Origin of the sequence: Amycolatopsis sp. Poz14 (genome assembly GCF_006704225.1) — a bacterium.
GTDB lineage: Bacteria > Actinomycetota > Actinomycetes > Mycobacteriales > Pseudonocardiaceae > Amycolatopsis > Amycolatopsis nivea.
This window is the reverse complement of record NZ_JACLHD010000001.1, coordinates 5,316,693-5,343,109: the sequence shown is the minus strand read 5'-3', so window position 1 is coordinate 5,343,109 and position 26,417 is coordinate 5,316,693. Positions and strand designations below refer to the sequence as shown.

Sequence of the window (26,417 nt, the reverse complement as noted above, 5' to 3'; positions counted from 1 at the left end):
CGACCCCGGGATCCCGGGACCGGCCCGGCAGAAGTCGATCGACGGCGGGGCGGGCCCGCGGGCGCCCGCGCCCCGCCCGTCCCCGGCTCCGGAATCGCGGTGCTCCGGCCGTCTTCAGGCCGCGGGTCTACCCGCTTCCGCCGCGCGTCGCGTCGAGCACGGCAGTCTGCTTCGCCACGCCGGATGTCGAGCGGATGCCGTGTTCGACGGACAGTCCCCGCATCGGTACCGCGTAGTCGTACCGGAACACCGCGACCGGCTCCCGCACTTTGTCGCCGCGAAGGTACGTCGGCACCTCGGTCGCCTTGGCGTCGGCATACAACGGCACGTACGGGCCCCCGGCGTCCGCGGCGTAGGAAACGCCGACCAGCGACTGCGCGTCCTGGCCGGGCGCGAACCGGTAGCGGACCGGCTGCACGATGCCGTCCGCCAGCGAGGCCGGGGTGCGGCACGGCAGGACGAACGCGTTGGTCCAGTCCAATGTCACCGGCTCGCCGATGGGGATGACGTTCGTCAGCGGCGTCAGGCGCGGAATCCGGGGCGCGGTGACCGCGACCCAGCCCGCCGCACTCGGGTCCTCGTCCCGCGCGACGACCCGGACCCGTTGCGCCCCCGGCGCCTGCCAGCGGGGATCGAAGCGCGCGTCGAGCCACTTCCCGCTGTTGTCCTCTTTGGCCTTCATCGTCGCCAGCACGGTCCCGTCCGCCTTCGCGAACTCCACCGAAACCTGCGTTTTCCCGTGCGCGGCGCGGGAAATCACGACCGGCGGCGCATCCGGCGACCCGACGTCGGCAGGCAGGTCGTACCACCCGCTGACGAGCGTGCCAGTCCGTGAGGGCGACCCGTGCGAACTCCATGCCGGGTGCTCCGGGTCGCTGCCGAACGGGGCCGGCGGCGCGGCGTCCGGCGGGAACCCGGTGTTCGTCGCGAACCCTTCCGCCGAGGCCGGCGAGGACGCTTTGAGCACGCCCGCGCCGATATCCGGCTCGACGTCCAGCCAATCCTCGACCCCGCACGAGTTCCCGGCCTTGCCGGCACTGGCGGCGAGGCCCAGCGAAGCCAGATTCGACCGGCCGACGGAGTAAGTGCCCCAGCGCACCTTCACCGCTTGCGCCTGTCCGACCACTTCGACCGCCACCGTCGCGGCCGCCACCGCGACGATCACCCAGCTCGACCTCGGCAGCCAGCGCGGAGCCCGGCTCGCTCCGTCCCGGCGTTTCGCGGTCTGCCAAGCACCGGCGACCACACCGGCGAGCGCGACCGCCAGCCCGGCCCAGAGAGCCAGATCCGCCAGCCGCACTCCCTTCACAGTGGGGACGGTGTCGCCCCACCGGACGTCGTAGTCGGACTGCATCCACCACCAGTTCGGCGCGGACCAGGCCAGCCAGGTCGTCACCGCGACCAGGCCCAGGGCCGCCGCCCGTGTCCACACCGAGGACAGCGCTCCGCGTGCGACGGTGTGCACCAGCATCGCGATCATCACCGTGCCGAATCCGGCCAGCGCACCGAAATGGTGGGTCCACTTCGTCGGCGTGAACGCGAGCACGACAAGGCACAGGACACTGATGACGGCCATGCGGCGGGCAGGCCCGACAGCCAGTCCCGGGACGCGGCGCCAGATCAGCAGCACGGCCAGCAGCGCCATCGCCAGCAGCATCAGCAGCACCGGCACCCGGCGGTTCAGCGCTCCCTCGACCACCGACGGGTCGAGCAGGGTGACGTACCGGTTGATTTCGCTCTGCCACGGCAGATCCGGCCCGATCTTCTGCCGGACAGCGGTCGACTCCAGTACGGCAGTCAGCGGCTGGTCGTAGAACGCGGTCAGGAGCGCGCTGGCACCGGCGCCGACGACGACCGCGATCGCACCGAGCACGCGCAGGTCGCCGCGCCTGCGCACCAAGCGGAAGAGGGGACGCACCCCTGCGATGAACGGCAGGAACGCCGCGATCCCGAGCGGGTTCGTCGTCGCGGTGGCGCCGGCGACCACCAGCCCGATCGCGACCGGGGTCACCGCACTGGTCGCCACGGCGCGCTCGACCAGCGCGAACACCGCCAGCGAGCCGAACACGATCCACGGCTCCGGCCGCAGCCCGACGTCGAAGGCCACGTACCAGGCCAGGAAAAGGGCCGCGGTCGCCCAGCGGGTCCACCGCGTCGGCCGGTTCGCCAGCCGCGGCAGCACCACGCGATCGATCAGGAACCAGGACGCCAGCCCCAGCAGCACCGACGGCAGCCGCATCCACACCATGGCCGGCGTGACGCGGCCGAGAAGCGCGTACAGCTCGTAGTACCAGCCCCACGGCGCTTCCGGCGCGTTGAACCAGCGGAAGTAATTGCCGGTGAACCCGCTCGTCTCGCGAGCGCGCAGCATCGTCGAGATGTATCCGTCGTCCACGGTGAGCGCGCCGACGACGGACCAGACTCCGAGCACGCCGGTCACGACGAGGTCCGCCGGCCGCGGCACCCACGCCCGCCGGGGAAGCAGCCGGACCCGGCGGGCGGCGCTCCGGTCGCGCCGGACCAGCAGCACGATCATGCCGAGCAGCGCGAGCAGCGACACCACGCCGAGCGCGATCTTCGCCGCGCTTGGCGTGCTGACCCACCGGGTGTCGGGTTCGATCTGCGCGGACACCGCGCCGGGGTGCTCGGTGTACAGCCCGGTGACGTTCGGGCGGCCCGTCGTCTTGGCGGTGCCGACGGTGGTGCCTTCGCCGTCGGCGTGCACCGTCAACTGGCAATCGGCGCCAGCGGGGCGGTGAAACAGTTCTGTGCCACCGAGTTCTGCTCGGACCGTGCCGTCGACCGCCCGGATCTCCAGCCCGCCCGCGAGAGGCTCCGCGCCCTGCTTGCCTTTCGGCGGAGTGGTCGCGAACAGCAGCCCGTTCGGCTCGGCGCATCGGACAGTCGCGTCGAGTCTGGCCGGGTGGTACGGGTACAACGGCAGCGCGGTGTCCTGCGCGCCGTCCCAGCGGTATGTCGTTGTCTCAGTGTTCACCGGCGCGACGGTGAACAGCACCGCGGTCAGCGCGCAGACGAGCCCGAGCCCGATGATGAGCCAACGATGGCCGGCTTGCCCGCTCGCGGCGGCGTCGGAATCTGGGGTCGGCACGGCGCGGAGTTTAGTGTTCCGGCGTATCTCCGCCGTGAAGCGGCCCGGCCCCGCCGCGTCGTCGCATGTGAGGCCGGTCTCGGCGCTCCCGGACCCGGGAGCAACCGGGGCCTTCTGTCCACTGTGGAACAGCCACCGCGCCCCGTCGTCGCCCGTTCGAGCGACTGCCGCGCGCTTTCCGGCCCGAATACCCTCGAGGACGCCCCGCGTTACCCGAAAGTCTCCCGCCGGACCGTCCACCGTGGACATCCGCGCAGCTCCAGCGGGATTTCCGGAAGTCAAACGGGTCCTGCCCGGTTTGCCCGGTTCCTCCACGGTGATCTGGAGCACACCTTAAGTCCAGCCTAGGTGTGCTGCGTCACGCGGTCCGCTACCGCTAGCGTCACGCAACCATGGAATCCACAGTGGTCGCCAAAGAGGGCGACAACTACACGAAAGCACTGGGCAACCGCCAGGTGCAGATGATCGCGATCGGCGGGGCGATCGGGGTCGGGCTCTTCCTCGGCGCGGGCGGGCGGCTCCACGAAGCGGGACCGTCGCTGGTCCTTTCCTACGCGCTGTGCGGCATCGCGGCCTACTTCGTGATGCGGGCGCTCGGCGAACTCGTCATGCACCGGCCCAGCTCCGGCAGTTTCGTGACCTACGCCCGCGAGTTCATCGGTCCGTGGGCCGGGTTCGTCTCCGGCTGGATGTACTGGCTGAACTGGGCGATGACCGGGATCGCGGAGATCACCGCGGTCGCGATCTACGTGCACAAGTGGCTGCCGGACGTCCCGCAGTGGATCACCGCGCTCGTCGCGCTCGGCGTGCTCATGGCGGTCAACCTGCTGAGCGTGAAGCTGTTCGGGGAACTGGAGTTCTGGTTCTCCGTCGTCAAGGTCCTCGCGATCATCGTGTTCCTGGTGACCGCGCTCGGGCTCGTGTTCACCGGCGCGAACATCGGCGGCACCACCGCCGGCGTGCACAACCTGACCGACCACGGCGGGTTCTTCCCGGCGGGCGTCGGCATCGCGCTGATGACGCTGCAGGCGGTCGTGTTCGCCTACTCCGCGATCGAGGTCGTCGGCATCGCGGCCGGCGAGACCAAGGACGCGCGCAAGGTGCTGCCCAAGGCGATCAACGGCGTCGTGTGGCGGATCGGCGTCTTCTACGTCGGTTCGGTGCTGCTGCTGGCGATGCTGATGCCGTGGCCGTTCTACAACGGCGGCGAAAGCCCGTTCGTCACGGTGTTCTCGCGCCTGGGCATCGGCGGCATCGGCGACGTGATGAACGCGGTCGTCCTCACCGCCGCGCTCTCCTCGTGCAACTCGGGCCTGTACTCCACCGGCCGCATCCTCCGCGCGCTCGCCGACGAGGGCGAAGCGCCGAAGTTCGTCGGCAAGATGAACTCCCGGCACGTGCCCTACGGCGGGATTCTCTTCACGTCGGTGGCCTACGTGCTCGGCGTGGTGCTGAACTACATCGTGCCCTCGGAGGCGTTCGACATCGCCACCGCGATCGCCTCGCTCGGCGTCGTCGCGACCTGGGCGACCCTGGTGTTCTCGCAGATGCGGATGCGCCAGGCGGCCTTGCGCGGCGAACTGGAACGGCCGAGCTACCGCATGCCCGGCGCGCCCTACACCGGCTGGGCCACGCTCGGATTCCTCGTGCTGGTCGTGGTGCTGATGGGATTCTCCGACGGAGCCGAGAAGATCGCGTTCTACTCGATCCCGGCGATCGTCGTGGTGCTCGCGGTCGGCTGGCGGCTCGTGTCCCGCAAACGGCAGGCGCGCACCGGCGCCTGAGCGGAGCCCGCGTTCCCCCATCCCCGCGAACGCGGCACCGGCCCGGCCGTCCTTCCGATACCCACCGGAAGGACGGCCGGGTTCTTTTCGTTCACCACAACGGGAAGTCGACCCCGCGCTCGGCTTCCGGCCGCGGCCCGAAGATCCGCCGCTCGGACCCCTCGATCCGCCGGTCGTTGATCGAGGCCTCGCGCCTGCTCATCAGGCCGTTCTCGGCGAACTCCCACAACTCGTTGCCGTAGCTGCGCCACCATTGCCCGTTCGCGTCCCGGCTCTCGTACTGGAACCGGACCGCGATGCGGTTCTCGCGGAAGCCCCACAGTCCCTTGCGCAGCGCGTAATCCCGTTCGCGCTCCCACTTCGCGGTCAGGAACTCGACGATCGCGGCGCGGCCGACGACGTGCGTGTCGCGGTTGCGCCACACGGAATCCGGCGTGTACGCGAGCGAGACCTTCTCCGGGTCCCGCGTGTTCCACGCGTCCTCGGCGGCCTGGACCTTCTGCAGGGCGGCAGCGAGGTCGAACGGCGGGAACGGCGGCCGCGATTCGGTCATGACAAGGGTCCTTTCACTTGATGAGCTGAGGATTACGCGGATACGGCGTGTGCGCGACCTGCCGGGCGACCGGACGGCCGCCAACCACGCGCTGCACCGCGAACCGGACGATCCGGCCGGTGTAACCGTCGTCGCCCGAGCGGCCCGCTTCGCCCCATTCGATCTCGGCGGTGCCGGAGACCTGGAGGATGCGGCCGGTGGCGAAGTCGAAGAAGAGCAGCGCGGCTTCCGGGTTCGCGGCGATGTTGCCGAGGCTGTTGAAGAGGTTGTTTCCCGGATAATCGGGCCACCGCACGGCATTTCCCTCGACGCGGACGAATCCGGGCGCGCCGCCGCGATGGGACGCGTCCGCGCCGTGGGCGGGGTTGACGGTGCCGAGGAAGAACGTGTCCGCTTCCTGGATCAGCTGGGTGTCGTCAGCACTCAGCTCGGCGCGTTCTTCTGCCGGTGCCGGCTCGACGTCGTGCGTGAGGGCCCGCTGCTGGATGTACTGCGGGCAATTGCCGTACGCCTGCTCGACCTCCACGATCAGGTGGTCTTTCGCGGCGGTCGAGAGAGTGCCGTTGATCCGGACCCGGCGGCGGGTCGCGAACTCTACGCTGGTCATGCCGAGCAACTGCCCTGCCGGAAGCCCGTGCAGCGGATCGCCCTCCGGCAGCACGCGGTGGATCGCGAGGGTCGTCGCCGACCTGGTTTCCAAGAACCCGGGCGGGCCGGTGACCGGCGACGTCCACAACCGTCCGTCCACTGCGCGTCCGGTCAGGACCAGAAACGTCCGCTCGGCCAGAAAACCCGCCATTCCCGCGGAAATCCCGGCCGGTTCAGCCATCCGGGACAGCCGCGCGGCCTGGCGTTCGACTCCCGCCTCCCGCTGGACGGCGAGCTCGCCGGAGTGGAACGCCCGCTGGATCGCGTGGCTCATCGCACCCTCCCTTTCTCACGGGTTGCACCGTGAGGTTCCGTGAGAAGTTCTAGCAGCCGCTTCTCACGGATGCAACCCATTCCATCCGTGATACCGTCTCGGCCATGGGCATGCTGCCGGACGAGGTCGTGCCGGTCCGCCTGATGGCGACCGTCTGGGCCGACACGAGCGGGCTCCACGACGACCTCCGCACCCGCGAAGACCTCGACGCGTGGCTCGACGACGTCGGCCTCGAGCGCGGTTCGCGGCAGTCGTCCGCCGCCGAACTCGCGCTGGCTCGCCGGCTGCGCGATGCCGTCCGCCGCCTCGCCGCGCAGGTGACCGCCGACGACCGGCAGTCCCCCGCTGTCGACCTGGACACCGCACTCGGCGACCTGAACGACCTCGTGACCCACTTGCCAGTCCCCCAATTGACCTTCACGGCCGGAAAACTGCAGGAAAGCTCCTCGCGCGGCACCTCGCCGGTCGTCACCGGATTAGCCCGCGTGGCACGAGAATCGATCGCGCTGCTCGGCGGACCGGATGCCGCCAAGCTGCGCGCCTGTTACGCGCCGGGTTGCGTGCTCTACTTCATGAAGACGCATCCGCGCCGCGAATGGTGCTCCGTCGCCTGCGGCAACCGAGCGCGCGCCGCACGGCATTACGAAAAGATCCGATCGACGCGCTGACGGCTCAGCCCAGCAGCACCACCGCCGTTTCCGCGGCGCGCGCGAAGACGTTCTCGCCGACCTGCATGCCCGCCATCACGATCGCGCCTTCGTGCAGCAGCATGATCTGCTCGGCCACCTTGCGCGGCTCCGGAACACGCGCCGATTCAGCCACTTCGACGAGGACGCCGAGCAGCCACCGTTTGCTCTCGGTCATCACCGCGTACGCCGGGTGCGCCGGATCGCTGATCTCCGCGTGCGCGTTGATCATGCTGCAGCCTTTGCCGCCGTATTTCTTCGCCCACGCCTCGGACGCGTCGAACACCGCCACCAGCCGGTCCTGCGGCGTCTCCCCGGCCTTTTCCAGCCACTCGCCCAGGAACTCCCGCCAGCGCACGTCCCGGGCGGACAAGTACTCCACGACCAGCCGGTCCTTCGAGCCGAACCGGTCGTAGAGCGTCTTCTTCGTGACGCCCGCCTTCGCCGCGATGACGTCGACGCCGACCGCGTGGATGCCGCGTTCGTAGAACAGCTCCGACGCGGCGGTCAGCACCGCCTGCGCTTTCGGGGTCCAGTCGATGGCCATGGCCCCAGTGTATACCGATCTGTATAGTCCGGCGGCATGGGTAAACAGATCGGTATAGTCGGAGCGGCGGTCCTGTTCGTGGCGTGCTGGTCGTCCGGGTTCATCGGCGCGAAGCTCGGCGCGGCCGACGCGTCCGTGCCGACCGTGCTGATGTGGCGGTTCCTGCCGCTGGCGCTGCTGCTCGCGCCCTTCCTGCGCCCCGGTTCGATTCGCGAACTGGGCAGGCACGTCCTGATCGGCTTGCTGTCCCAGTCGGGTTATCTGCTCACCGTCTACTGGGCGATCGGCGAAGGAGTCAGCACCGGCACCACCGCACTCATCGACGGCGTGCAGCCGCTCGTGGCCGCCGCGCTCGCCGGTCCGCTTCTCGGCGTCGCGGCGACCGGACGGCAATGGATCGGGCTCGCACTGGGTCTCGTCGGGGTGGTCCTGGTCAGCTGGTCGGACGCCGCTTCGCACGCCCCGGCCTGGGCGTACCTGATCCCGTTCGCCGGAATGCTCGGGCTAGTCGCCTCCACTGTGCTCGAACGCCGGGCTCGCGTTCCCGCTCCCCCGTTGCGCGCGCTGGCCGTCCATTGCGCCACCTCGGCGGTCGTGTTCACCGTCCTCGCGCTGGCGACCGGGAACGCGGCGCCGCCCGCGTCCGGACACTTCTGGTTCGCCCTCGCGTGGTTGATCGTGCTGGCGACCTTCGGCGGGTACGGGTTGTACTGGCTGCTCGTCGGGCGGATCGGCATGACCGCGGTGAACAGCCTGATGTTCCTGATCGCGCCGGTCACGTCGGTGTGGGGCACGGTGCTGTTCGGCGAACCGTTCACCGTGCTGACCGGCGTGGGCCTCGGCTTGGCCCTGGTCGCCGCCGTCGTCGCGAACGGCCGGGTCAGCCGCCGTAGCGTTGCCGGACCACCTCCGGAGTCTCCAGGTTCTTCCCCGCGTCGATGTTCTGCGCGAGCCGGAGGTACTGGCCTTCCGCCCACATCAACGGCGCCGCGCTCCCGGTCGGCCGGCCCAGCCCGAAGCACGCGACGTCGGCGCGATCCCACACCTGCTCGGGAATGAAGTACCCGTCGTTGGCCGCGTCCGCCATCGATTTCAGGTACACCGCCGCCGAACGCCCGTTGGCCAGCTCGTACTCGCCGCGCTCGCCGGACAGGACCGGCCAGAGCCGCCCGAACCGCTGCGGCCCGTTCGCCGGCCAGCCGGTGCACGTCGTGGTGCTCTCGCCGTAGTTGTCGTGCGGGTAGCGGTGGAAGTAGATGTCGCCGTTCGGGGTCGTGACCTGCATGGGCGCGTTGCCGTCGCGGGCCGCCGCCGTCGGGGCCAGCGACTCGGCGACCTCGGGATCGGCCGGTCCGCGAAGCCCGAGCCGGACGAGGTCGAGGAACCCGAAATCGACCACGTCGTGCTCGTAGAAGCAGCCTTCGTCGAAACAGATCTGCCCGGTGTCGTTCGGGTCGGTTCCCTTGTCGATCCGCTCGTAATACGTGTGCCCGCCCCAATACCCGGCGGTCGTACGCGTCCAGCTGTCGAGCTGCGCGCGCCACGAGTCCGCAGTGGACTCCCACTGCTGCGCCGCGGCGGTGTCGCCGTTCGCCCGCGCGATCGCCCCGGCCGTCACGAGCCCGGCCACCTCAGCCGCGATCGACGACGGCGACCGGCCGTACTGCTCCTCCCACCGCTCGGTCGTCGCGGGCCCGCTCGTGCGGATGTGCTCCGCCGTGACCTTGACCCGCGCGTACGTGGCCGCGTCGGTGAGCCCGGTCATCCAGGCGAGGATGATCGCGTCGGAATCCTGGTCGAGCTGCTCGCAACAGCCGAGCTGCTGCGGCGTGGCCCCCTGGACCCCGCTCACCGGGCTGTACCGCGGAAACGCGCCGGCCGGGTACGTCGTCCCGTCGCCCTGGGTGGGCGCGGAAATCCACTGCGAGGACCACAGGAACTGCGCCATCCGCTTCGCCTGCGCCGCGTCGCCCGCCGCGAGCAGCCCGGTCGCCTGCTGGTACAGGTCCCGGCCCCACACGCGGTGGTACCCATCGTTGAGCACGTCGCCGTTCACGACGTCGCCCCACGGCGTGGCCAGCCCCGCGACGCTCGCGCCGCGATGCGCCTTGTCCTCCGCCGCGTGCAACGCCATCAGCGCGACGTAATACGCCCTGCGCTGCCGCTCGTCGCCCGCCACACTGGCCGGCGCCGCCTTCAGGCTGCCGACATACTCCTCCCACCCGCGCCGATACGCCTGTTCCAGATTGCCGAATCCACTCGCCAGCGACCCGTCCGCGGCCGCCGCCGCGCCCTGGGCGTCGCTCCCGTAGCCGAGCGCGACCGAGAACGTCGTGTCCGACCCGACCGGGATCTGTCCACATTGGACTACATTGCCGTGATCAGTGGAATCGAAGTGATTCGCAAGAGTTCGATGTGCCCGCAAGTCTACCAGGCAATCACTCGCGGCACCGGAATATCCGTTGTCGTGCGCGACGAATCCGGTCGATGCCCGCAACGCCGACGCCACCGTAGTCGTAGCCCCGAACAACTCCTCCGTCCCGCTAGCGGTCAACCCAGTGCCGTCCCACCCCGCCGTGTCATTCGCTGCACCGCCCGCCATCGAAGGATTCGCGAGCAGGTAGACCTGATACTGGCCACCGTCAAGTGACTGAAACCGCGTGCGAGTAAGGAGAGTCGGCCGCCCAGCGTCGGTGACGTACGTCGTGGTGATGCGATAACGCCCGCTCTTCGCGGTGTTCGTGACCGTGTATTCGAGCGCCTTCTCGTCGGGCATCGCAACGACATGCTCCGTCGCGTCGCGTTCAAGGTCCACAAAGGACTTCCCGTCCGTGACCACGTACTGCATGTCCTGCATGTTGGCGACGTCCGCACGCGGATAGAACACCTCCGACGTGACCCCTCCCGCAACGGTGAACCACAACGGGCTGGCCGTCCCCGCCGCCGTCCCGAGCGCCGTTTTGTCCCCAGTTGTCCACGATGACGGCCCACCACAGCAATCCCCCGGCGGCTGCGCACTGTTCTGCACCGCCGCACCGGGCTTCGCCCCGGCTCCCGCAGGCGCGATCCCCTGCCCCACCAACGAAATCCCCACGACCGCGACCACCGCCGCCGCCCGTCCCCACTTCCCACCGACCATGCCGCTCATGCTGCCCCGGTGCCCCGCCCTTGAACAACAGCCGAACGGTGGGAACCCTCCCGCTCTCTCCCCGCCGCCAAGAGTCCCACCCGATGGAGTGACCGGGAAGCCCCGAAAACTGTCGTACCCGGATGGTCTCCTAGTTCCCGAAGCGGCGCCCAGGTCCGGGTCCGCACCGACCTGAGGAGCCGTCACCATGACCGGAGCCACCCTTCGCCCAGCCCGTTTCCGCAGCTTCGCCCCGCAGTGCCGCGTTTCCCCGTCAAGACCAAGACAGACGCGCGCGAGACACGCATTTATTCAGCACTGAACGGTTGTTCCCGGCAAACGATGGACGGGAACCGATCCTCAGACCTGTCGCCATGGACTTGGCGACCCGAAACCAAGGAGTGTGATCATGGCTGGAGAAACCGTCATCACAGTGGTCGGAAACCTGACCTCAGACCCGGAACTGCGTTTCACCCCGTCCGGAGCAGCAGTCGCGAATTTCACGGTCGCGTCGACCCCGCGCACCCTCGACCGACAATCCGGCGAATGGAAGGACGGCGAGGCCCTGTTCCTGAGGTGCAGCATATGGCGGCAAGCAGCGGAAAATGTCGCCGAAAGTCTCGTCCGAGGAGCAAGGGTCGTCGTCACCGGACGTTTGGTTCAGCGCTCCTTCGAAACAAAGGAAGGCGAGAAACGCACCGTAGTCGAACTGCAGGTAGACGAGATCGGCCCGTCGCTGCGGTATGCGACCGCCAGAGTCACCAAGGTCAGCCGGAACAACCACGAGACGGGCGGACCAGGCGGGGATGCCTGGGGCGCAGCGCCAGTATCCGCCGGAGTCGGAGTGACTGAGGAGCCGCCCTTCTGACCTCCCGTGTGCGGCTGGCCAGCGAGATGGTCGACGCGGCAGCCCGGAATCTCGGCGGCGGCTCTCCCTTAACCGGAGCTTGGCCGGAATGCCCAAGAACCGTGCATTCCGGCCAGCCCGGCCCGCGCATGCCGTCGCCCTCACCGACGTTGCCGTCCGTGCCGCTCGCCCGCGGCGAACCGAAGGATGCTCCGCTGCACACCGACCGTTGACGCCGGAACCCCCACGCACACCTCGGGCGGCAGCCACGCCGCCCGAGGTGCACCCCGAAGGGCGTCGACCGCCGTTCAGCAGCTGGGCGCCCGCCCGCTATTCGGCAACCGAGCGCTAGCTGTGATGTCCAGGGAGGTTGGTCAGCCGGGTGACGGGTGGTTTGCCTCCGGTGGATGTGTGGGGCCGGTGGTGATTGTAGAAGTGCAGCCATCCCGGCAGCGCTGCCCGGCGGTCGTGTTCGCTGGGATAGAAGCGGGCGTAAGCCCATCCCTCGGCCAGGGTGCGGTGGAACCGTTCGATCTTGCCGTTGGTCTGCGGCCGGTAAGGCCGGGTCCGTTTCGGGGTGATGCCCAGCTCGGTGCAGGTCCCGCGCCAGGCCGACGAGCGGTAGCAGGCACCGTTGTCGGAAAGCGCGCGTTCGACGGTGACGCCGCGGTCGGCGAACCAGGCGACCGCGCGGTGCAGGACACCGACGGCGGTGTCGGCTTTCTCGTCGGCGCAGATCTCGGCGTAGGCGACGCGGGAGTGGTCGTCGATCACGGTGTGCACGAACGCGGTGCCGGTGCGGGCGTGCCGGTCGGTGCTCCAGGTTCCGGTGCGGCGGGAGGTCGCTGATCTGTTCTTTTTGCCTTGCTGCTTGCCGACGTGGCGCCAGCCGCCGCCGTCGGGGATGTTGCCGAACTTGGTGACATCGACGTGGATCAGCGAGCCGGGGTGGTCGTGCTCGTAGCGGCGTAGCGGTTCGCCGGTGGCCCGGTCGATGCGGGAGAGCCGGTTGATCCGGCAGCGGGTCAGGACGGCGTGCACGGTCGAGGCAGGGATGGCGAGCCGGCCGGCGATCTGGGCCGGGCCCAGCCGCTGGCGCCACCGCAGCCGCACGATCCGGCGGGTCAGTTGCGGGGACGTTCGGGCGGGGCTGTGGTGCGGGCGGCAGCTGCGGTCGGTCATCCCGGCCGTGCCTTCGGCGCGGTAGCGGTCGGCCCACTTCGCGGCGGTCTTGGTGGCGACCATGAACATTTTCGCGGCGGCGGTGCAGGTCCAGCCCTGCTCGACGATCAGGCGGGCGAGGCGCAGGCGGGTGCGCGGGGTCAGGGCGGCGTTAGGGTGGGACACGAAGGCCTCCGGCGGGCGAAGCGGTTCCTAGACAGCTCCACTTCACCCCCGGGGCCTTCACCTGTCAGCACGACAGGCCGGTCACCGCCTTAACCCGGGACAACGTCCCTGGACATCACAGCTAGCCACCGGCAGCCGTCGGGCACCCAACCGCCCTTCGACAACCGAGCGCCAGCCACCGGCAGCCGACGGGCACCCAACCGCCATTCGACAGCTGGGTGCCAGCCATCGGTAGCCGAAGGGTGCCCAGCCGCGATTCGGCAGCCGTGCGCCAGCCACCGGCGGACTAAGGGCCTCGGCCGCTACTCGGCAGCCAGGTGCCAGCTACCGGCATCCGATGGACGCCCGGCCACTCTTCGGCAACCGAGCCCCAGCCACCGGCAGCTGGCGGGAACCCAACCGCCGTTCGGCGGCTGGGTGCCTGCCAGCGGTAGGCGACGAGTGCCCAGCTGCTATTCGGCGGCCCGGCGCGAGCTACTGGCAGCCCAAGGGCCCCGGCCGCTATTCGGCTCCCGGTGCCAGCCACCGGCAGCCGATAGGTGCCCGGCCGCCCTTCGGCAGTCGGGCCCAGCCACCCGCCGCAGCATGCTGACCGCTCGCACGCACCGCAACGCAACAGTGGTCTGGTCCTTTCCCCAAAAGGTCCATACCATTTGCCCAGAAGCCGACTATCGGCCCTGACCGGCCGGGAATCCCGCTGGTAGCTTCCCGGCCATGCCCGCACTTCGCCGGACCAAGGCCGGAACCACAGTCCTCGCCGCGATTTCCGTACTGCTGCTGGCCCCGCTCTCCGCACCAGCCGCCCACGCCGCACAGGCCACACCCGGCGCGCCAGCCTCGCGCACGGCGCACGCAGCGCACCGCGGCGGCCACGTGCACGACGAATGCAGCACCCCCTCGATCAACCGCCTCCAGAAATGGCTGGCCAGCGGCGAAGGCACGACCCTCCCGCCCACCGGAAGCCTCCTCGTCCCCGAAGGCGACGGCTACGCAGCCAAAATCGTCTTCCAGAACAACGAATGGCACGTCGCCGTGGTCTGGCTGGGCAACCAGTTCGACGCGCAGGCCGACCTCAGCCATTCCACCGGATTCTGGCTGACCTACAGCGCCGACGACGACTTCTACGTCCAGCTGCGCCCCGCCTCCCACTGGAGCGGCGGCGACAAATGGCTCACCCGCATCCCCGCGACCGGCGGCCAGCTGGTCCGCAAATTCTTCCCGTTCGACCCCGATTCCTGGACCTGGCTCCCCGAACTCGGCCAGCCGCAGTACTCGTTCGCCTCCGCGCTGACCGAAGCCCGCGGCCTGGTCTTCGTCGGGAAAACGCCGAACTCGCTCGACTTCCGCGAACTCCTCCTCGACGGCTACCAGCCACCGTGCCTCTGAGCCCTCAGTTCTGCACCGCCGGCCGGACGGTGATGTCGCCGATCTCCACATCGTCCGGCTGCTCGACCGCGAACGCGATCGCCCGCGCCACCGCGGCCGGATCCAGCGCGAATTCCTCGACCCGCCGCCGGATCTGCGCGCGCTCCCCCGGATCGTCGATCGAATCCGCCAGCTCCGTCCGGACGAACCCGGGCGACACCGACGTCGTCCGGAGCACGCCGTCCGTCGATTCCTGCCGCAGCGCCTCCAGAATCGTCCGCACCGCGTTCTTCGTCCCGGCGTAAACCGCCTGCCCGGGCACGATCTTCAACCCGGACGTCGACACCGTCGTCACCAGATGGCCCCGCCCCTGCCGCCGGAACACCGGCATCGCCGCCGCGATCCCGTTCAGCACTCCGCGCACGTTGACGTCGATCATCGCCGACCATCCGTCGACGTCCGCGTCCGCGACCGGCCCCAGCTTGGCGATTCCGGCATTCCCGACCAGCACGTCCAGCCGGCCGAACTCCTCGACCGCCCGCTGCACCAGCCGGTCCAGGTCCGCGCGCTGGGTCACGTCGGTCACGCACGCGACCGCGCGACCGCCTTCGTGGCGGATTTCCTTCGCCAGCGCGTCCAGCCGATCCTCGCGTCGCGCCCCCAGGACCACCGCCGCACCCCGTTCGGCGAGCAGCCGGGCGGTCGCCTCGCCGATTCCGCTGCTCGCCCCGGTGATCGCGACGACTTTCCCTGCCACACCTGACATTTCCTACCCCTGACACCGATACGGACACATGTCCGGATAGCTTACCGGACACGTGTCCGTATAACGCAAGGGCAGGTGCCGCATCAACATCGGCTGGAGTGCAGTCAAGGAAGCGTGAGCGGCGGCAAGATCCGGGCCCGCACCAGGTCATGCTCTCGATCCGAGACGACCAACCGGAGAAAGGCCAACCGAGGTGAGCGATCTAGTCCCCGCGCTGCTGCTGATCGGCGTATTCGTCGCGCTGGCCATGACCTTGCGCGCCATCCAGCAACGCCTGACCCGCGATCAACAGCAGTGCTCGCCCCGCCAGGCCCCGAGCCCCTCGCGGACCGCGACCGCCGCGATCACCAATGCCGCGACCGGATCCGCCCAGGACCAGCCGAACAGCGCGTTCACGAGCAGCCCGACCAACAGCACGCCAGAGAGGTAAGTGCAGAGAAGCGTCTGCTTCGAGTCGGCGACCGCACTCGCCGAGCCGAGTTCCCGCCCGGCCCGGCGTTGCGCGCCGGAAAGCACTGGCATCACGACCAAGGACACCGCCGCGAGCACGATCCCGACCGTCGAATGCGAAGCCTCCTCGCCGAACAGCGACCGCACCGAATCGACCGCGACATAGGCCGCCAGCAGGAAGAACGACACCGCGATCACCCGCAGCGCAGCCCGCTCCCGACGCTCCGGATCCGCGCTGGCGAACTGCCACGCCACCGCCACCGCGGACAGCACCTCGGCCACCGAATCGAGCCCGAACGCGATGAGCGCTGACGACGACGCGACCGTCCCGGCCGACACCGCGACGATCGCCTCGACCACGTTGTACGTGATGGTCCCGGCGACCAGCCACCGCACTCGCCGCCGCAAGACCGCCCGCCGCGCGGCATCCACCACCGGAGGGCCAGCCAGCGACACGGTCTCGCCGCCCGCTGAATCCGCGCAACAGTCGCGACTGGGCTCGGTCATCGCGCCGCCTGCGGCTCGTCGGCACACGCCGCCGTCGGCGCGACGGCCAAAACCACCTTCGTCAGCTCCGCCAACGCGTGCGCGAGATGAGGATCCGCGATCGCGTACCGGACCTGCCGGCCCTCATACGTCGCGAGCACCAGCCCGCACCCGCGCAGGCACGCGAGATGGTTCGAGACGTTCGACCTGCTCAGCTCCAGTTCCGCGGCCAGCTGCGCCGGGTACGCCACCCCGTCCAGCAGCGCCACGAGAATCCGGCAGCGCGTCGGGTCCGCCAGCGCGCGGCCGAGCCGGGCGAGCGCCAGTTCGCGAGTCTCAGAGGTCAGCACAGGCGCAACAGTACAGCAATCGCTGAATCAAATACACTGACGCGGTGGACAACCTCCTCGGCGACTTCCTCCGCGCCCGGCGAGAGCGGATCTCCCCGGCCGACGTCGGACTGCCGGACAACGGACGACGCCGCGTGCGAGGCCTGCGCCGCGAGGAACTCGCGCTCCTGGCGGGAATCAGCAGCGACTACTACATCCGGCTGGAACAGGGCCGCGACCAGAACCCGTCAGCGCAGGTGCTCGACGCGCTGGCGCGGGCGCTCGGCCTCGACGAAGCCTCCCGCCAGCACCTGCATCAGCTCGCGAGCCCGAACCAACCCGGCCAGCCCGAGCCACAGGTGCCCGCGAGCATCGCCGAACTGATCTCCACCTGGGCGACGAACCCCGCGTACGTCCAAGACCGGCTCACCAACGTGCTCGCCGCGAACCCCGTCGCTGCAGCGGCTTCGCCGAACTACGCGGTCGGCCGGAACCTGCTCCGCGCGGTCTTCCTCGACCCGGCGGAACGAGAACTCCGCCGCGACTGGGAGCAGATTGCCGCGGACGGCGTCGCGGGCCTGCGGGCCGCGCTCGGCCCGAGCATCGCCGACCCCGCGGCAGCCGAACTCATCGCCGAACTCACCGCCAGCAGCGACGAGTTCCGGGACCTCTGGGCCCGGCACGACGTCAAACCGCGCACCGGCCACCTCGTCCGCTTCCGCCATCCGGCGGTCGGAAATCTGGATCTGCACAGCGACAAACTCGACATCCCCGGACCGGTCAGCCTGCAACTGGTGGTCTTCCACGCGACGCCGGGAACTCGCGACGCCGAGGCGCTCGCGTCGCTGGCCGAACTGATTCCCGCGCCGTAGCACCGAAAACCGGGCCGGAGCAAGAACGCTCCGGCCCGGTTCCCGGTCAGTCGGCCGCTTCGAACTCGCGCACCGCGTCCAGTGCGGCGCCCATCGCGGCGTTGCCCTCGCGTTCGATCATGATCTCGACCAGCACCGGCCGCCGGGTGCGCTCGGCTTCCTTGCGCGCCCATTCGAGCGACGACCGGATCTCGCCCGGGTCCTCGACGCGGGTGCCCGAGCAGCCGTAGGCCTCCATGATCTTCACGTTGTCCGTGCCGTGGTCGTCGTAGTGGATGTCGACCTGGTAGTTCATCTCGTACGGCAGCTCGGACTGGCGGATCAGGCCCAGGTACTCGTTGTTGAGCATGACGAGCACGAACCCGACGTCGTACTGCGCGGCGACCGCCAGCTCCTCCACCAGGAACTGGAACGAGTAGTCGCCGACCACGCCGACGACCTCCGCGTCCGGCCGGGCCTTCTTGACGCCGATCGCCGCCGGGATCTCCCAGCCGAGCGGACCGGCCTGGCCGCACACCTGGTAGTGCCGCGGCAGGTGCGCGCGCTGGAACTGCCCGGACCAGATCTGGTACAGCCCGATCGCCGTCACGAAGTACGTCTCGGGGCCGTAGAACTCGTTGAGCTCCTTGAACACCCGCGGCGCCTTGATCGGCGTGCAGTCGAAGTCCTCCTTGCGCGGCATCTCCGCCTTGAGGTCGCCGAGCCGCTTGACCCACGCGCGGTCCCGCGCCGGGGCGGTGCGCGCGTCGAGCGCCGCCAGCAGCGCTTCCAGGAACTCCCGCGTGTGCGAGACGACGCCGAGGTCCGGCCCGAACACCTTGCCCAGCTGCGTGGGCTCGATGTCGACATGGATGAACTTCCGGTCGCCGCGGTACACCGCCAGCTCGCCGGTGTGCCGGTCGCCGAACCGCGCGCCCAGCGCCAGGACCAGGTCGGACTCCAGGAACGCGGCATTGGCCCAGCGCTGCGACGTCTGGATGCCCGCCATGCCGGCGAACAGCTCGTGGTCCTCCGGGAAACTGCCCTTGCCCATCAGTGTGACGCCGACCGGGACGCCGAGCCGCTCCGCCAGCTGCCGCAACGGTTCGCTCGCCTCGCCGAGCACGACGCCGCCGCCGGCCAGGATCAGCGGGCGTTCGGCGGCGAGCAGCATGTCCAGCGCCCGCTCGACCCGCGCCGGAGCCGGTTTGACCGTGCTGACCGGCAACGCCGAGTCGATCGACGAATCCCACTCGATCATCTGCTTCTGCACATCGATCGGGAGGTCGATGAGGACCGGGCCGGGCCGTCCGGACCGCGCGATCCGGAACGCCTCGCGGAAGATCCACGGCAGCTGCGCGGCTTCCTTCACCTGGACCGCCCACTTCGTGACCGGCCGCGCGATCTCGACGATGTCGACCGCCTGGAACGCTTCCTGGTGCAGTTTCGTCGTCGCGGCCTGCCCGGTGATGCACAGGATCGGGACGGAATCCGCGTGCGCGGTGTAGAGGCCGGTGATCATGTTGGTGCCGGCCGGACCGGACGTGCCGATCGCGACGCCGACGTTGCCGGTGGTGCGCGCCCAGCCGTCGGCCATGTGCGTCGCGCCCTCTTCGTGGCGGACCACCAGATGGTCGATGCCGCGGCCTTGCATCGCGTCGTACAGCGGCAGGATCGCCGCTCCTGGGCAGCCGAAGGCGACGTCGATCCCTTCGTCGACCAGCACGTCGACGACTGCCTGCATAGCGGGGACCCGGGCCATGGTCAAACCTCCTCGGACGAGCGGCCGGACAGTTCTTCGACGACCTTCAGCAGCGCGGAATGGTCCAGCGAGCCGTAGCCCATCGCCCGCCCGGCCGCGACCAGCTGCGCGACCAGGCCGGTGAGCGGGAGCGCCACGTCGGACTGCCGGGCCGCGGCCAGCGCGATGCCCATGTCCTTGTGGTGCAGGTCGATCCGGAAGCCCGGCTCGAACTGCCGCGCGACCATCGACTTCCGTTTCAGTTCCAGGATCCGGCTGCCGGCGAGACCGCCCGCGAGGACGTCGAGCCCGGTGCCCGCGTCCACTCCGGACGCTTCCAGCAGCACGATCGCCTCGGCGACCAGCCCGTAGATCCCGCCGACCACCAGCTGGTTGGCCGCCTTCACGACCTGGCCCGCACCGTGCGGGCCGACGTGCACCACGGTCTTGCCGAGCGTGTCGAAAACCGGCTTCGCCGCGGCGTAATCGGCCTCGTCGCCACCGACCATAATGGACAGAGTGGCCTGCTCGGCCCCGGCCTGACCGCCGGACACCGGCGCGTCCAGCACCCGGATTCCCTTGGCCGCACCGGCTTTCGCGACCTCGATCGACGTCTCCGGCCGGATGGTGCTCATGTCGGCCAGCAGCGTGCCGGGCGCGATCGTGTCGAGCACGCCGCCCGGGGCGAGCACGACCTGCTCGACCTGCGGGTGGTTCGGCAGCATGGTGATCACGACCTCGGCCCCGGACACCGCGTCGGCGACGTCCTTCGCCGCGCGCCCGCCCGCCGCTTCCAGCTTCGCCAGCGCGTCGGCGTTGAGGTCGAACCCGCTCACCTCGTGTCCGGCGGCGGCCAGGTGCGCGGCCATCGGCGTGCCCATCACGCCCAGTCCGATGAACCCGATCCTGCTCATCAGTTTCCCCTTCGCTCGTACGGCAGCCAGGCCAGCGAGTCCACAGTGGAACCGTCCGGTTTGTACTCGATGCCCACCGGTCCGGCGTAGCCCGCCGCCTGCAGCTTTTCCAGATGTCCTTCGAGATCCAGCTCCCCCGTGCCCGGCTGGTGCCGGCCCGGCGCGTCGGCGATCTGCACGTGCCCGGTGCGCGGGGTGTAGCGGGCGATCACGGTGTCGAGGTCGTCGCCGTTGACCGCCAGGTGGTAGAGGTCCGCGAGCAGCCGGACGTTGTCCAGGCCGAGCTCGTCGAGCACCGCGACCGCGTCGGCCGCGGTCTTCAGCGGGTACGCCGGGGTGCCGGAGAGCGGTTCGAGCACCAGCTGTGCGCCGATGCCCTCGGCCGCCTTCGCCGCGGTCGCGAGGTGCGTGCGGGCCAGATCGTCCTGTTCGGACGGTGCGGTCCCGTCGATCCGGTTGCCGTACAGCGCGTTGAAGCTGCGGCAGCCGAGCCGTTCGGCGAGCCCGAGCGCGACCGTCAGGCTCGTCGCGAACTCCGCCTCGCGGCCGACCCACGACACGAGCCCGCGCTCGCCCGCGGCCATGTCGCCCGCGTAGAAGTTCAGCCCGGTCAGCTGGACGCCCGCCTGCTCGATCGACCGCGCGAACCGGTCGACGTCGGCTCCCGACGGGTCGGCGCTGTCGAACGGCCACCAGTACTCCACCTTGGTGAAGCCCGCTGCCCGAGCGGCCTGCGCGCGCTCGAGCAGCGGGAGTTCGGTGAACAGGATCGACAGGTTGGCGGTGTAGGGCAGCGAGTGCCGCTCCCCGGCGGGACCGGTCATGAGTACCTCGGCTCCTCACATCTCGATCAGCTAATTTCGCTTCGTGGAAGTTTTCTTCCGTAGTTCGAGAATAGCTGGATGCGGAGGCTCCGGTCAACGGGAAGCGGGCAGGTTTCCTCGAGACGCCGGGCGCGCCACGGCGTCGCTCGATCCGGGCGCAGCACCCTTGCCGACCTCTTCGGCGAGCGGCTCTAGCCGCGACCGTCCACAGTGGTCACGCTTTATTCCACAGTGGACGGACGCGCGGTTTCCTTTTCAGCCGACCGGAATCGCCGTCCGATTGAGCAATCCGATCGCGGCGTGCACATGCCGCAACGCGGGCGCCTCGACGCCAGTGAGATCCGCGAGCTCCACGACCGCACCGATGATCGCGTCGATCTCCAGCGGTTTGCCCGCTTCCAGGTCCTGCAGCATGGACGTCTTGTGGTGCCCGACGCGCCACGCGCCGTCGATCCGCTTCTCGACCGAGACCTGCGGATCCGCACCCGCCGCCCGCGCGATCGCCAGGGTTTCGGTCATCATCGCCGCGACGAGCGCGCGGGTTTCGTCGTGCTCGCACATCTGCACCATGGTCGCCCGGGTGAGCGCGGACAGCGGGTTGAACGCGACGTTGCCCATCAGCTTGACCCAGATGTCGTCGCGCAGCCTCGGCTCGACCGGGGCTTTGAGCCCGCCCGCGACCATCGCGTCGGCGAGCTTCCGGCAGCGGACAGAACTCTCCCCGGACGGTTCCCCCAGGGAAAACCGCGTCCCCTCGAGATGCCGGATGACGCCCGGTTCCTCAATGACGGTCGAGCTGTAGACGACACACCCGATCGCCCGCTCGACGTCCAGCACCCGGCTGGTAGCCCCGCCCGGATCGACCGCTTCGACGCGCCGGCCGGCCAGCGGATGACCGGCCAGCCCGTGGAAATACCACCACGGAATACCGTTCTGCGCGGCGACGAGCGCAGTGTTCTCCCGCAGCAACGGGGCGAGGAGGGCACCGCAGTCCGGATACGAATGTGCTTTGAGGCCAAGGAAAACATAGTCGACCGGCCCGATCTCGCTCGGATCCGACGTGACATGCGGATGCGCCGTGAAGTCCCCGCGCAGACTCCGGACGCGCACCCCGTCCGCCGCCATCGCCGCGAGATGCGCGCCGCGCGCGATGAGGTGGACTTCGGTGCCACCGCGATGCAGCGCCGCGCCGACGTACGCGCCGATCGCTCCTGCCCCCAGAACCGCCACCCGCATGGTCGCCTCCCGGTCGGTATCCCGCCGATGATAGATTGCATACAGTATCCCGTCTGATGATTACTGGCCAGGTTTTGGTGATCGGAAGCGCCGATGACGAACGATCGGTCCCGTGTGCCGGGGGTGGTGCGCCGGGCATGTCCTCCCGCTCCCGTGGAGGACGGTGAAAGGTCCTTCGGGGGAATCTGATTCGTCTCGCCGAGCGCTCCCCTTGCCAAGCACCACAACGTTCCCCGCGCTGAACTCCGCAAGATCCCTCCCGCCAAGCAACACAACGTTCCCCTCGAGGAACTACGCAAGCCCCCTCGCAGAGCACCTAACCGGCCCCCCTTGCGGAACTCCGCGAGGCCGACCGCGCCCATCGGCGGGGCGACCTTGCGCCCCCGCTGCGGAGAAGCCCGATTGGGGCTCGTGAGTGGCGATGCCGGTTAGAACCGGCATCGCCACTCACGAGCGCGAACTGCCGGGTGCCGTGGTGTCTTGCGATGCGCCCGCTTGAAGTCCGGCAGACCAGCCGCCGCTCACGGACCGCCAGTCGGTGACGTGGCCAGCCTTCGGAGTCCCTCGCCGAGCAGCCCAACCACCGAAGTCAGACTTCGCGCACCGACTCCGCCACGAACCCCGACAGCACCAGCCGCGCAGTGCATCGGCTGTGCACGGAGGACGTCGGCGCCGTCCGACGGACCACGACCTCGTAGCGTCGCTCTCCCGCCTCGACCAGGACGCTCCGGGCGTCGCCCCGGGATTCCTCGGTTACGGCCAGCACCGCGTCGAGACCACGCAGGCCGGTGCGTCCGCGGACCTCGATCTCGGCGAACTGCGACCACGCGCTCTCCGCCGACGTACGCCCGCGCAGGTTCTCCAGCCGGACGTTGCCGCTTAATGCTTCCTTCGCCGCCAGTTCGGCGTCGGGCACCGCGAGGCTGCCGTGGAGGAAACCGTCCGGCACGGTCAGGAGGTTTCCGGCCCAGCGGTCCCCGCCGACGTGGCTGACCTCCCACACCCGCCCGGGATGGTTCTGCGCGAGGCTCGTCGCCAGCGGACGGCCGAAAACGGCGCAGCACATGTCCTTGCTGCCGTGCGTGCAGACCAGAAAGAGCGGACCGGACACCGGTTCCCCGTGCCCGCGACGCCCGGCCGCGACTGCTTCGAGATCAAGATGGGCCAGATCAGCCAGGTCAGCGAGGTCGAGCCGTTCCGTCCAACGGTCGCCGGGGTGTCCGCTCGCGACGTAGACCGCGCGCGGGGCGCCTGGCGTCCGTGCGTGCCGTCCCGGCTTCCGGATCAGCAGGGGGCGCAAGCCAGCGGCGCGCGCGGCATCGAGGCGTTCGGCGGGGAACACGGCGGACAGCACGTCTTCGAGCGCGTCCGGGCCCCACGAGCCCGGCTGCTCGACCAGCAGCCAGGACGTCATACGCGCGGCGGTCCCCGCAGGCTCGCCGCCGAGCTCTCGGGTGAGCGCGGCGCATCCGGGCGCAGCATTCCGGCCCGGGAAGCAGATCCCCGGGCCCGAGTGCGGCACGTCGGGCTTAGGCATGCCTAAGTATAGCTGACGGCGCACCAGCTCTTTTCGAGGCGACCGTCACTGTCGCGCGACGTCACTCGATCGGGCAATGCTCCGGGCGTCCGAGGCCGCTGGCGACCAGCGCTCGCACCGCCAGGTCGCGGCGGCTATGCGGACATGCCATCGCCGGGGCGCGTGACGCCCTCCATCAAGCCCGGGCGGCACCTCTCACCACCAGCCACCCGGGCAGCACCCGCACGCCCGACGACGGCGGTGACTAGGGCCGAGCGTCGAGGCCTCACGCGATCGCGCCTGGCGAAACTCCGCAGCCCCAGACCGGGAGCCAGCCTCGCACCCCGACGAACCCTGCGACCAGAGCCGAGCATCGAGGCTTCACCTCACCCAACTCGCGCTGCCCGCGCCACCAAGGCACCCCGACAAAGCCCGCAGTCAAGCCCGAGCAACAAGTCCTTGAACCACTAGCTCCTTCAACAGCGCCCGCACCGTCTCCGGAGGCACCCCGGGCGCGGCATCGACCAGAACCTTGAACGGCTGCGGCCCGCACCCGAGCAACGCAGCGAGCACGGGTCGCGCGGCCTCCGCGAAGACCAGCCGCTTCCCCGCACCGACCAGCGCAACCGTCCCGTCGTCGTCCACCAGTGCGGCGCGTGGGACGAGCAGCCGGACCTCGAAGTCGTCGTCCGGCGGCAGCAGGTCCGCCGTCGCCGCCCACGGCAGGCCGATGCGGGTCTGAGCCGGAGCCTGGGCGTCCCGGTCGGCGAGGAAACGATCGACGACATCGCCCGCGGTCACCTCAGCGAGCCGCCGGCGGAGCGCTTCGGCCCGTTCGGCCCGCGCGTCCGGACCAGCGAACCGGGGCAGGTCCGCGCGGAACAGTTCGTCGGAGCGCAGCTGGTCAGCCAGCCACGCCACGAGATCCACGCCGGTGGCGGCATTGAACCCGATCGTCAGGTGCAGCGACTCCTCGCCGACCGCCGACACGTCGTGCCAATGCCCGCGCGGCAGGTAGAGGACGTCGCCGTCCTCGAGCAGGAAGTCGTCGTGCGGTTCGCCGTCGGGGCGTTCCGGAAGTTCGACGTCGCGTTGCAGCGGCGAACGCCGGGTGACCCCGTGCAGGCGCCACCGTTTCCGCCCGGAAAGCTGGATGATGAACGCGTCGTGGTCGTCCCAGTGGACGTCGAAGCCGTGCGTGGTGCCCCAGCCCGCGTACAGGTTGACCTGGATCCGCTCGCGCAGGTCGTGTTCGAGTTTGCCCGCCAATTCGCCGACTTCGCCGACCAGTTCGTTGACCGAGTCGAGCACGAGCGTCGCGCCGGCGCGCAAGTGTTCGGCGAACGGGGCCGGCAGCACGCGCGGGACCAGGCCGTTGCGCCGCGTCGACACCATTTCGGTGTAGGTGTGCGCGGGGACGACGTCGCCGTCGAGCGCGAGCCGCAGCCGGGGGAACTCCAGGCGGTGCTGGCGCAGCACCCGGTCCAGCTCCGGCCACGGCAGCAGGGACGCGAACCGGCCTTTCTCCCCCGGGAACCGCCGCGGCTCCTTGCCCAAGACCTCTGCGAAGAACTGGCCGGCCTCGAGCGGTGCCACGAGGCCGGCCAGTCCGGGAATCTCCGTCATGGAGCGCGACAACGGCTAGTCGTTGCCGTCGTTGTCGGCCACGGCGCCGTTGGCCTTGCCGCGGTCCACCGCGGCGGTCAGCGGTTCCACGCTCAGCAGCAGACCGCTGGCGGCCGTGTCGGTGTCGGTTGTCATGCGTTCTTGAGCCATCCGGACCTCGCAACGTCGACGACTGGGCGCGCCTCACGCTACGGGAGATCGCCGGGACGGACATCGGTCATTTGAGTAGTCTTCGCCGGGCCGATGATCACCCTCAGCCCACCCGGCGGCTCACAGATTCTGCCGGTAATCCTCGTCGAGACCCGCTCGGAGCAGCGGTTCGTTCACCCCGGCCCGCACCAGTTCCGCAGCCGCGCCCGCGGTCTCGTTCAGCTTGAGGTGGTCCGTCCAGATGGTCGACGACCGCGGCAGGTCGGCGAGATCGACGTGCTTGGCGGAGTCCCACAATCCGGACTCGCGCAGGGCACCGTTCCGCGCGAGCCGGACGGTCTCGACCTCCACCTTGAGCACCGCTTTCGGGGTGCGGTTGCGCTCGGTCATCGACTCGCGCAGCCCGTCCTCCGTGCTGACTACCGCCTTCCCGGTGATCTCCAACGTGCGAACGTCGCCGGGAACGACGGCCAAGACAGCCACCTCAGGGCGCTCGACGACATTGTGGAACGTGTCGGTACGCCGGTTGCCGGGCCGGTCAGCGAGCGCGACCGTCGTCGGTCCGATCATCCGGGCCACGCCGGGTGGATCGCCCTTCGGACTCGCGTCGGCGCGCCCGGATCCGTCCCGCGACGTCACCACGGCGAACGGTGCGGCAGCAAGGAAAGCAGCCGCTGCGGGACCGAGCGCAGTCCCCTCTTCGACGGCGTCCTCCGGCGCTGACCCCGGTCCCCACAGGTTCGAGCGGAGGACGGCTTTGCCGCAGTGCAGGAACGCTTCCTCGACGAGAAGACCGTCTTCGGCGAGGGTTCCGTTGATCCGCAAGGTCTCGCGCCACCCCGGGACGAGCACCAGCAGCGCGGCACCGGCACCCGGCGCGGCCGACGACGGGACCGGCAGCCGCAGCCGTAACCTGTTCACCGCTACGGCGAATCCTGGTGTCCCGCCGACCAGTTCGGCCCGCTGACGTCCTCCGGCGTCGACGTAACCGAGCACCGCGGCCGGGCTATGCGCGAGCAGCGCGAGGCAATGCGGGTCGAGATGGTCGATCGACTTCATCATGACCGGCAGCGGCCGCTCGCCCACGACGCGTTCCAGGTCCGGCACCGCACGGATGATCCCCATGGAGTTAGGTTAGCCTAAGCATCAGATCCCCGCGGACGAGCTTCGCCCGCACCAGGATCCGCGCCGATGCCCAGCGTGCACGATGCGGCGACCGCCACGGATCCACTTCCCCGTCG

The 26,417-nt window shown here is 69.8% G+C and carries 21 protein-coding genes and 1 pseudogene; 6 read left to right on the top strand and 16 right to left on the bottom strand.

Features of this window, described 5'->3' with window-relative positions; all coding sequences use genetic code 11:
• Positions 1 to 127 precede the first annotated feature (127 nt).
• Positions 128 to 3,109 (bottom strand): arabinosyltransferase domain-containing protein, encoded by a 2,982-nt coding sequence (locus FKO37_RS25345; RefSeq protein WP_238606000.1) that lies wholly within the window; start codon positions 3,107 to 3,109, stop codon positions 128 to 130.
• A 392-nt stretch (positions 3,110 to 3,501) separates the two neighbouring features.
• Here FKO37_RS25345 and FKO37_RS25340 point away from each other — a divergent pair, with 392 nt between their 5' ends.
• Positions 3,502 to 4,893: an amino acid permease gene (locus tag FKO37_RS25340; protein WP_037805885.1), complete on the top strand. Its 1,392-nt coding sequence runs from the start codon at positions 3,502 to 3,504 to the stop codon at positions 4,891 to 4,893.
• Between the two features lie 91 nt (positions 4,894 to 4,984).
• On the opposite strand, the gene FKO37_RS25335 is transcribed toward FKO37_RS25340, so the two are convergent.
• A complete protein-coding gene (locus FKO37_RS25335) occupies positions 4,985 to 5,446 on the bottom strand; it encodes a nuclear transport factor 2 family protein (protein WP_238605999.1) in 462 nt (153 codons plus the stop codon).
• 13 nt (positions 5,447 to 5,459) lie between these two features.
• The gene (locus tag FKO37_RS25330) at positions 5,460 to 6,368 is read right to left on the bottom strand and encodes a pyridoxamine 5'-phosphate oxidase family protein (RefSeq protein ID WP_238605998.1); all 909 of its coding nucleotides are present in this window, start codon (positions 6,366 to 6,368) and stop codon (positions 5,460 to 5,462) included.
• A 104-nt stretch (positions 6,369 to 6,472) separates the two neighbouring features.
• Between FKO37_RS25330 and FKO37_RS25325 the strand changes: the two genes are divergently transcribed.
• Positions 6,473 to 7,036: an ABATE domain-containing protein gene (locus FKO37_RS25325; protein WP_134727544.1), complete on the top strand. Its 564-nt coding sequence runs from the start codon at positions 6,473 to 6,475 to the stop codon at positions 7,034 to 7,036.
• A 4-nt stretch (positions 7,037 to 7,040) separates the two neighbouring features.
• Here the strand turns inward: FKO37_RS25325 and FKO37_RS25320 are convergent, their stop codons facing one another.
• Positions 7,041 to 7,601: a TetR/AcrR family transcriptional regulator gene (locus FKO37_RS25320; protein WP_238605997.1), complete on the bottom strand. Its 561-nt coding sequence runs from the start codon at positions 7,599 to 7,601 to the stop codon at positions 7,041 to 7,043.
• A gap of 36 nt (positions 7,602 to 7,637) precedes the next feature.
• Between FKO37_RS25320 and FKO37_RS25315 the strand changes: the two are divergent.
• Positions 7,638 to 8,459: pseudogene (locus FKO37_RS25315) on the top strand (DMT family transporter); the annotation flags it as partial.
• Between the two features lie 22 nt (positions 8,460 to 8,481).
• Here FKO37_RS25315 and FKO37_RS25310 read toward each other — a convergent pair.
• A complete protein-coding gene (locus tag FKO37_RS25310) occupies positions 8,482 to 10,749 on the bottom strand; it encodes a glycoside hydrolase family 15 protein (protein WP_374204396.1) in 2,268 nt (755 codons plus the stop codon).
• A gap of 388 nt (positions 10,750 to 11,137) precedes the next feature.
• Here FKO37_RS25310 and FKO37_RS25305 point away from each other — a divergent pair, with 388 nt between their 5' ends.
• Positions 11,138 to 11,596 (top strand): single-stranded DNA-binding protein, encoded by a 459-nt coding sequence (locus FKO37_RS25305; RefSeq protein WP_238605995.1) that lies wholly within the window; start codon positions 11,138 to 11,140, stop codon positions 11,594 to 11,596.
• 327 nt (positions 11,597 to 11,923) lie between these two features.
• Here the strand turns inward: FKO37_RS25305 and FKO37_RS25300 are convergent, their stop codons facing one another.
• Positions 11,924 to 12,922, bottom strand: a complete 999-nt coding sequence (locus tag FKO37_RS25300; RefSeq protein ID WP_238605714.1) for an IS481 family transposase — start codon at positions 12,920 to 12,922, stop codon at positions 11,924 to 11,926.
• A 714-nt stretch (positions 12,923 to 13,636) separates the two neighbouring features.
• Here FKO37_RS25300 and FKO37_RS25295 point away from each other — a divergent pair.
• Entirely contained in the window at positions 13,637 to 14,308 is a 672-nt protein-coding gene (locus tag FKO37_RS25295; protein WP_238605994.1) for a hypothetical protein, read from the top strand.
• A gap of 4 nt (positions 14,309 to 14,312) precedes the next feature.
• On the opposite strand, the gene FKO37_RS25290 is transcribed toward FKO37_RS25295, so the two are convergent.
• The 3 genes from FKO37_RS25290 to FKO37_RS25280 all read right to left on the bottom strand — a co-directional run bounded on the left by FKO37_RS25290 (position 14,313) and on the right by FKO37_RS25280 (position 16,339).
• Entirely contained in the window at positions 14,313 to 15,053 is a 741-nt protein-coding gene (locus FKO37_RS25290) for an SDR family oxidoreductase (RefSeq protein WP_238605993.1), read from the bottom strand.
• A 285-nt stretch (positions 15,054 to 15,338) separates the two neighbouring features.
• Complete coding sequence (locus FKO37_RS25285) at positions 15,339 to 16,010, bottom strand: cation transporter (protein WP_238605992.1); 672 nt, start codon at positions 16,008 to 16,010, stop codon at positions 15,339 to 15,341.
• Positions 16,007 to 16,339 (bottom strand): helix-turn-helix transcriptional regulator, encoded by a 333-nt coding sequence (locus FKO37_RS25280; protein ID WP_238605991.1) that lies wholly within the window; start codon positions 16,337 to 16,339, stop codon positions 16,007 to 16,009. The genes FKO37_RS25285 and FKO37_RS25280 overlap by 4 nt, the downstream gene beginning before the upstream one ends.
• A gap of 44 nt (positions 16,340 to 16,383) precedes the next feature.
• Here FKO37_RS25280 and FKO37_RS25275 point away from each other — a divergent pair, with 44 nt between their 5' ends.
• Positions 16,384 to 17,190: a helix-turn-helix transcriptional regulator gene (locus FKO37_RS25275; protein WP_238605990.1), complete on the top strand. Its 807-nt coding sequence runs from the start codon at positions 16,384 to 16,386 to the stop codon at positions 17,188 to 17,190.
• A gap of 46 nt (positions 17,191 to 17,236) precedes the next feature.
• On the opposite strand, the gene gcl is transcribed toward FKO37_RS25275, so the two are convergent.
• From gcl to FKO37_RS25240, 7 genes are all read right to left on the bottom strand, one after another.
• Positions 17,237 to 18,931 (bottom strand): glyoxylate carboligase, encoded by a 1,695-nt coding sequence (gcl, locus tag FKO37_RS25270; protein ID WP_255807039.1) that lies wholly within the window; start codon positions 18,929 to 18,931, stop codon positions 17,237 to 17,239.
• A 2-nt stretch (positions 18,932 to 18,933) separates the two neighbouring features.
• A complete protein-coding gene (locus FKO37_RS25265; RefSeq protein ID WP_134661544.1) occupies positions 18,934 to 19,824 on the bottom strand; it encodes a 2-hydroxy-3-oxopropionate reductase in 891 nt (296 codons plus the stop codon).
• Positions 19,824 to 20,648: a hydroxypyruvate isomerase family protein gene (locus FKO37_RS25260; protein WP_037805872.1), complete on the bottom strand. Its 825-nt coding sequence runs from the start codon at positions 20,646 to 20,648 to the stop codon at positions 19,824 to 19,826. The genes FKO37_RS25265 and FKO37_RS25260 overlap by 1 nt, the downstream gene beginning before the upstream one ends.
• Positions 20,649 to 20,903: 255 nt before the next feature.
• Complete coding sequence (locus FKO37_RS25255; RefSeq protein ID WP_037805871.1) at positions 20,904 to 21,884, bottom strand: 2-dehydropantoate 2-reductase; 981 nt, start codon at positions 21,882 to 21,884, stop codon at positions 20,904 to 20,906.
• A 589-nt stretch (positions 21,885 to 22,473) separates the two neighbouring features.
• Positions 22,474 to 23,421 (bottom strand): sucrase ferredoxin, encoded by a 948-nt coding sequence (locus FKO37_RS25250; RefSeq protein WP_238605989.1) that lies wholly within the window; start codon positions 23,419 to 23,421, stop codon positions 22,474 to 22,476.
• Positions 23,422 to 23,838: 417 nt separating this feature from the next.
• Complete coding sequence (locus FKO37_RS25245) at positions 23,839 to 25,026, bottom strand: cupin domain-containing protein (protein ID WP_238605988.1); 1,188 nt, start codon at positions 25,024 to 25,026, stop codon at positions 23,839 to 23,841.
• A 270-nt stretch (positions 25,027 to 25,296) separates the two neighbouring features.
• A complete protein-coding gene (locus FKO37_RS25240; RefSeq protein ID WP_238605987.1) occupies positions 25,297 to 26,301 on the bottom strand; it encodes a pyridoxamine 5'-phosphate oxidase family protein in 1,005 nt (334 codons plus the stop codon).
• Positions 26,302 to 26,417 lie beyond the last annotated feature (116 nt).

Excerpts from the sequence above, each read along its gene's own strand:
- FKO37_RS25340 (WP_037805885.1), top strand. The coding sequence starts at position 3,502 with ATGGAATCCACAGTGGTCGCCAAAGAGGGCGACAACTACACGAAAGCA.
- FKO37_RS25335 (WP_238605999.1), bottom strand. The coding sequence starts at position 5,446 with ATGACCGAATCGCGGCCGCCGTTCCCGCCGTTCGACCTCGCTGCCGCC.
- FKO37_RS25330 (WP_238605998.1), bottom strand. The coding sequence starts at position 6,368 with ATGAGCCACGCGATCCAGCGGGCGTTCCACTCCGGCGAGCTCGCCGTC.
- FKO37_RS25325 (WP_134727544.1), top strand. The coding sequence starts at position 6,473 with ATGGGCATGCTGCCGGACGAGGTCGTGCCGGTCCGCCTGATGGCGACC.
- FKO37_RS25320 (WP_238605997.1), bottom strand. The coding sequence starts at position 7,601 with ATGGCCATCGACTGGACCCCGAAAGCGCAGGCGGTGCTGACCGCCGCG.
- FKO37_RS25310 (WP_374204396.1), bottom strand. The coding sequence starts at position 10,749 with ATGAGCGGCATGGTCGGTGGGAAGTGGGGACGGGCGGCGGCGGTGGTC.
- FKO37_RS25305 (WP_238605995.1), top strand. The coding sequence starts at position 11,138 with ATGGCTGGAGAAACCGTCATCACAGTGGTCGGAAACCTGACCTCAGAC.
- FKO37_RS25295 (WP_238605994.1), top strand. The coding sequence starts at position 13,637 with ATGCCCGCACTTCGCCGGACCAAGGCCGGAACCACAGTCCTCGCCGCG.
- FKO37_RS25290 (WP_238605993.1), bottom strand. The coding sequence starts at position 15,053 with ATGTCAGGTGTGGCAGGGAAAGTCGTCGCGATCACCGGGGCGAGCAGC.
- FKO37_RS25285 (WP_238605992.1), bottom strand. The coding sequence starts at position 16,010 with ATGACCGAGCCCAGTCGCGACTGTTGCGCGGATTCAGCGGGCGGCGAG.
- gcl (WP_255807039.1), bottom strand. The coding sequence starts at position 18,931 with ATGGCCCGGGTCCCCGCTATGCAGGCAGTCGTCGACGTGCTGGTCGAC.
- FKO37_RS25265 (WP_134661544.1), bottom strand. The coding sequence starts at position 19,824 with ATGAGCAGGATCGGGTTCATCGGACTGGGCGTGATGGGCACGCCGATG.
- FKO37_RS25260 (WP_037805872.1), bottom strand. The coding sequence starts at position 20,648 with ATGACCGGTCCCGCCGGGGAGCGGCACTCGCTGCCCTACACCGCCAAC.
- FKO37_RS25255 (WP_037805871.1), bottom strand. The coding sequence starts at position 21,884 with ATGCGGGTGGCGGTTCTGGGGGCAGGAGCGATCGGCGCGTACGTCGGC.
- FKO37_RS25250 (WP_238605989.1), bottom strand. The coding sequence starts at position 23,421 with ATGCCTAAGCCCGACGTGCCGCACTCGGGCCCGGGGATCTGCTTCCCG.
- FKO37_RS25245 (WP_238605988.1), bottom strand. The coding sequence starts at position 25,026 with ATGACGGAGATTCCCGGACTGGCCGGCCTCGTGGCACCGCTCGAGGCC.
- FKO37_RS25240 (WP_238605987.1), bottom strand. The coding sequence starts at position 26,301 with ATGGGGATCATCCGTGCGGTGCCGGACCTGGAACGCGTCGTGGGCGAG.